The sequence below is a fragment of the Bradyrhizobium iriomotense genome, from assembly GCF_030160715.1.
In the GTDB taxonomy this organism is placed as follows: domain Bacteria; phylum Pseudomonadota; class Alphaproteobacteria; order Rhizobiales; family Xanthobacteraceae; genus Bradyrhizobium; species Bradyrhizobium iriomotense.
The window spans coordinates 1-4,594 of record NZ_BSOW01000089.1 but is presented as its reverse complement, the minus strand read 5'-3'; the positions used below and the strand labels follow the sequence as shown (position 1 = coordinate 4,594).

Annotated in this window: 3 protein-coding genes and 2 pseudogenes; 3 read left to right on the top strand and 2 right to left on the bottom strand. The window is 60.5% G+C overall.

The genetic code is table 11. From position 1 onward, the window contains the following. Window positions 1-662 (top strand): group II intron maturase-specific domain-containing protein (locus QQL28_RS45440; protein WP_284276370.1); only part of this gene is annotated, 662 nt, incomplete at its 5' end. A gap of 36 nt (window positions 663-698) precedes the next feature. After that, entirely contained in the window at window positions 699-1,688 is a 990-nt protein-coding gene (locus QQL28_RS45435; RefSeq protein WP_284276371.1) for a reverse transcriptase domain-containing protein, read from the top strand. Between the two features lie 278 nt (window positions 1,689-1,966). On the opposite strand, the pseudogene QQL28_RS45430 reads toward QQL28_RS45435, so the two are convergent. Continuing rightward, window positions 1,967-2,145: pseudogene (locus QQL28_RS45430) on the bottom strand (transposase); the annotation flags it as partial. A gap of 698 nt (window positions 2,146-2,843) precedes the next feature. Here QQL28_RS45430 and QQL28_RS45420 point away from each other — a divergent pair. Further along, window positions 2,844-3,182 (top strand): annotated as a pseudogene (locus tag QQL28_RS45420) (IS3 family transposase); the annotation flags it as partial. Between the two features lie 77 nt (window positions 3,183-3,259). On the opposite strand, the gene QQL28_RS45415 reads toward QQL28_RS45420, so the two are convergent. Then, window positions 3,260-4,492: a recombinase zinc ribbon domain-containing protein gene (locus QQL28_RS45415; protein WP_284276369.1), complete on the bottom strand. Its 1,233-nt coding sequence runs from the start codon at window positions 4,490-4,492 to the stop codon at window positions 3,260-3,262. Window positions 4,493-4,594: the final 102 nt, after the last annotated feature.

Sequence of the window (4,594 nt, the reverse complement as noted above, 5' to 3'; positions counted from 1 at the left end):
CAAGACGGCGGCTGGACGGTAAGAGCCGGATGAGCGGAGACGTTCACGTCCGGATCTGTGAGCGCCTGGGGGTGAAACTCCCCCGGGCGACTCGACGGTTGGTCCACTGCCGGAACGAGCAGGAGGCTCAGGCTCTCAAGGCGGAGCTTCAGGCACGGCTGGCGGAGTACCGCCTGGAGATGCATCCGACGAAAACCAAGATCGTTTATTGCAAGGACGGGAAGCGCAAAGGCACGTATCCGAACATTCAATTCGACTTCCTCGGATACGGCTTTCGGCCCCGTCTGGTTAGACGCTCCCGAGACAAAACTCTGTTCTGGGGCTTCAACCCGGCGGTCAGCGCCTCGGCGCTGAAGGCCATGCGGGCGGCGATGCGGGAACTGAACCTCCGACATCGAACAGACTTGCCTATGGACGAGATCGCACGGCAGATCAATCCTCTCCTGCGGGGGTGGATCGAATACTACGGACGATACGCGCCCTCGGCCCTGTACCCACTGCTCAGATACGTTAATCAGATGCTTCTGGCTTGGGCGATGCGGAAGTTCAGGCGCTTTAAAGCACACAAGATCCGCGCGAGTCGCTTTCTGCAAAAATTGGCGCAGGAAAAAGCGGATCTGTTCGTACACTGGCGGCTTGGTATGACCGGCACGTTTGCCTGATGGGAGCCGAGTGAGGCGAGAGTCTCACGCTCGGTTCTGCGAGAGGCCGGCGGTGAAAGACCCCGGCCTACTCACCCATACGGGTTTCGACCCGGTAGAGGCCCACATGATGGGTTGGACGCCCTGGCGGTAGCGATCACCACGCGGAAGGTGAACTGGATACTTGACGCCGACGTGCAAAACTTTTTCGGAAGTGTGAACCAAGACTGGCTGGTCCAGTTTCTGGAACACCGCATCGGCGACAAGCGCATCATCCGCCTGATCCGTAAATGGCTGAAGGCGGGCATTCTCGAAGACGGGGTCGTAACTGTGGACGACAGGGGCACGGGGCAGGGATCGGTGATTTCGCCGCTGCTCGCCAATGCTTACCTGCACTACACGTTTGATCTCTGGGCCGAACGCTGGCGACGGCAAGAGGCCCACGGCGACATGATTATCGTGCGCTATGCCGATGATCTCGTGGTTGGCTTCGAGCATGAGGACGACGCTCGCCGTTTCCTTGATGCGATGCGTGAACGGTTTGAAGCATTCGCGTTGACGCTCCATCCAGACAAGACCCGCCTGATTGAGTTCGGTCGCCGTGCGGCGGCCAATCGCAAAGGGCGCGGCCTTGGCAAACCGGAGACCTTCATGTTTCTGGGCTTCACCCACATCTGCGGTAAGTCACGCCGGGGGAACTTCCTGCTCGAAAGGAAGACCCGTCGCGACCGTCTGCGGAGGAAGCTTCAGGACATCAAGGAAGAGCTGCGGCGACGGATGCACCAACCGATCCGTGCCCAGGGTGCATGGCTGAGACAGGTCGTCACCGGCCACCTCGCATACTATGGGGTTCCTACAAATGGGCGGGCGCTCTCAGCGTTCCGCTACTGTGTGACCGATCTTTGGCGTCGAACGCTTCGGCGGCGAAGTCAACGAGGCGGCTTCACGTGGGACCGTATGACGAGGTTGGCGGACGAATGGCTCCCACAACCCCGCATCCTCCATCCCTGGCCACAGCAGCGCTTCGCGGTCACATACCCAAGGTAAGCCGGATGCCTTAATTGGGCTCGTCCGGATCCGCGCGGGGGGCGCTCAGCAATGAGCGTCCCTACCGCGAACATTTTTCGTTTGAGGTGAGCGCGGCGTGCGTCGGCCTGGTGAGCTCGCCGCCAGAGCGACCATGCGAGAACACGGTCGATCGAGATGCGCCGATGGATTCAGAACTCATCTGAAATAGCAACTGTAATGCTAGGAGCCCGTCTGAGTATTGCCTTAGCGTACGCGAAGGAGAGAGGTCGGATTTTTTGCATCGCGCCCGTTTGAGATTAGCGGGCGCCGGCGAGTTTGAGAAGATTGTGGGCGGTGCAAACCAACGCCCACTCACCCGGACTTTGTCGAGCCCTCGCAGCAAGAATTGACGAAAACCTCTCGCCTGTTTGATTTGTCCAAACACTGGCTCGACCACTTGCTTTCTCAGCCGATATCGACTTCGATAGCCACCGCGCTATTCGATGTTTGAATGAAGACATTTCGCCCTTGGGATGCTGACCAAGACTAGCTGCTCCCACCCTCGCTAGGCGAGTTTGTGCCGGCCGATCATATCGCTCATTGACCCAACCCCCATCCTATCGAGTTACGACGACGATCGTGGATACTCGCCCCGTCGCGTCTCGCCTCCTCTTCAAGTACTCTCTTCGCCATTCGAATGCGATGAATCATGGCGCTCCGCCGTTTCGAACCGGTGCTGTGAGGAGCGTCTGGATTTCATGGCGTTAACCGCTATGAATAGACCGGACTTCCGTACCATTAGTGATTTTCGGAAGCGTCATCTCTACACACTTGCGGATCTGTTTCTGCAAGTTCTCCGAGTGTGCCGCGCAGCGGGCTTGGTGAGCCTCGGCCACGTCGCTGTCGCCTATTTGGCCCGCCGACGAGGTCGGCGCCGCGATGTGCCGAAAACAACATGGAGGCGGCTCAAGAAGCAGCTCAGCCAGAGCCTCAAGATTAGCTTCGCTCGCAAACCCATTGTCTGCTGATGAGCGAAGGGGGCAAGGAACCCTAACGGGCCTGGACCATCGTCTGGAATGCGGACTTATGGGCGACCCAATCGCTCGCTTGACGGAAACCGCCCGAGAGAGCGCAGCGCAACTTCATTGAGCCAGACAGTCATATATTGCCCATAAGAAATGGATTTATTGCGGGGATGTGGTCGCCGCATCCGAGGTGCGGCGGTTGGAGGAACGGAGACCTCGAACGCCTGCTGGGCCGCAAAACCATGGAGGTCGGGATCCTCAAGGAAGCTCTTGATCTTGCACGGGTAAAAAAACCGAGCTTGCTGTCGCGATCGCAGGCACCGGAGGATACCCGTGAAACTGATCGCAGAGACTCTTGGGGTAGCCCGTTCGAAATTGGTTGAGCGAGCCGGCGGCAAGCGTTCCGAAGCGCGGGCCCCAGACCCGCGCCGGGGATACAAAGCTCACTTCCGATATCCGGCGCTTGGTGGAAGCCCGCCCGAGCTATGGCTACCGGCGGATCGCCGCGGCCGACGCGCGCACCGCGCTGCTGCGGATCGACCACTGGATGGAGGATTACAACTGCGCATCAGAACACCCATCTGTCTATGTTGTTGAAGAGAAGAGGTTTTGCTGATTGGGATGCGATCCTGTGGGGTACCTTGGGTTCTGTCGCGCTCGTTCGGCGATAGATCGAGCAGCAGTTGTTATCAGCTCGGCGCGGGCGAAGATCCACGGGCCGTCCGAGAGCGGATGGATGGCTGCGATGTCGCCGGCTTCAGCGGCGAGCCGGAGCGTCTTGGGCGCAATCTTTAGGAGCTTTGCCGCGTTGCTCAGGTTTAGCCAGGGCTCGATCCCGTCCTCGGCGGGCTTGAACACCGGGATGCGATAGTTCGAGCGCATCGAGGTGACACGCTCGCGCGTCCAGCGATGACCGTTACCTGTCTTGAGACCGTTGCGGTTGAGGAGTCCGGCGATCAGATCGTCGCTGGCGATCAGTACCAGTTGGCGCACAGCTTCGATGATGTTGGCGGAGGTGCTGTTACGCTGCCCGCGCCGGCGCTTGGGCAGGCGTATCTCGCTGTGAACGCCGCCGACCCAGTGGACGATGAGGACGATCTCGGAGGCCGCATCGTCGATATCGGCCACGACCTCATGGACGAGGGTGCGCACGATGCGCTTCTTGAGGCGCGCATCCGTCGTCGGCGTATCCCAGACCGTTCTGAGGTTCGAGGCCAGAACGCCGAGCGAAGCTGGATCAGCAATGGGGGCGGGCATCGCCGCATCATGCATGGCGATCTTGCCCTTGACCTCCGCCGCGTGAGCGAGCGCCCTGTTCCAGCGCGCTTCAAGCTCGCCCGCCACCAGCCGGTTCGCGGGGTCAGCGGCATCGTACTGTCGGAAGGCCCGGTCGGCGGCATAGCGCGCCGCTTCGAGGTCGCGACTGAGAGCCTCGCGCACCTGATCCCGCCGTTCCCTGGCTTCCTTAGCGGCAGCGTTTGCCGCGGCGATAGCGCCCGGACCGACGACGCCAAGCAATGCCTCCTCGATTGCATCATCGACGCGCAGTCCGCCGAAAGCGATGCAGTGGGGACCGCCATTGTCCATCCAGGCGCGACTGCAGCTATAGCGCGGGATATGGTGCTTCATGCCGGAGTACCGGAGTGTGAGCTTGCGGCCGCAGCGCTTGCACCGGATCAGACCGGCCAGCAGCGCGTCACCATGCTTGGGCGCGCCGTGATGCCGACCGGTGGGAACGTTGCTGCTGACCATGGTGCGGATCGCCTCGAACCTCTCCCAGCTAACATACCCTTCGTGGGTATTAGGCTTCAGCGCCAACCATTTATAGCGCGACAATCAGGATGAGAGCGGCGCGTCAATCAAGATGAGACGAGGCGGCCGAGTCAGGAGATAATTGACGCTGGCCGCCGGCTTGGCAAG